Below are 932 nucleotides of genomic sequence, written 5' to 3'. Positions count from 1 at the left end.
AATCTCAATCTGGATGCGGTGGAGATGATTCCGCCGAACGTCTACATCGACGCGCCGACCCTCAGCCCGCAAGTGCTCGAAGAACTGAAAGATGCGCTGTTTCGCGTGCTCGGCGTGGAAGCGGTGACCGTGGTCGACATCCTGCCCGGCCAGCGTCGGCATCTGCAGCTAGATGCCCTGCTCGCGGCGATGACCGACCCGGTGCTGGCCCTCGACAGCGCCGGCAAGGTGCTGCTGGCCAACCCGGCGCTGATTGCCCTGTACGGTCGCGAACCGGCCGGCGAAAGCGTCTCGGCGCTGTTCAATGATCCCGGCCTGCTCGATACCCTGCTGGAAAACGGCTTTCGCCTGCCGTTGCGCGAAATCACTGTCAATGGCCAGACCCTGCTGCTCGATGCCACGCCGATCACCGACGCCGGCGCCCTGCTGACCCTGTATCAACCGAACCGCATCGGCGAACAACTCTCGGCACTGCATCACGATCACGCCGAAGGCTTCGACGCGCTGCTCGGCGAATCCCCGGCGATCCGCACACTCAAGGCCCGCGCGCAACGCGTCGCCGCCCTTGATGCACCGTTGCTGATTCAGGGCGAAACCGGCACCGGCAAAGAATTGGTGGCCCGCGCCTGTCACGCGATCAGTGCGCGGCACAGCGCTCCGTTTCTCGCCCTCAACTGCGCAGCGCTGCCGGAAAACCTCGCCGAAAGCGAACTGTTCGGCTACGCCCCCGGCGCCTTCACTGGCGCGGCGCGTGGCGGTAAGCCGGGGCTGATGGAGCTGGCCAACCAGGGCACGGTGTTTCTCGATGAGATCGGCGAGATGTCGCCGTACTTGCAGGCCAAACTCCTGCGTTTTCTCAACGACGGCAGCTTCCGCCGCGTCGGTGGTGATCGGGAAGTAAAGGTCGACGTGCGCATCCTCAGCGCGACCCA

1 protein-coding gene is annotated in these 932 nt (G+C 64.9%); it reads left to right on the top strand.

The features are described from left to right. A partial coding sequence (locus OQK_RS31430) for a sigma 54-interacting transcriptional regulator (protein WP_038861046.1) occupies positions 1 to 932 on the top strand: 932 nt, incomplete at both ends.

Source organism: Pseudomonas sp. R62 (assembly GCF_000257605.1).
In the GTDB taxonomy this organism is placed as follows: Bacteria; Pseudomonadota; Gammaproteobacteria; order Pseudomonadales; family Pseudomonadaceae; genus Aquipseudomonas; species Aquipseudomonas atacamensis.
The sequence above is the reverse complement of the archived record's forward strand: the minus strand, read 5'-3'. Positions and strand labels throughout refer to the sequence as shown.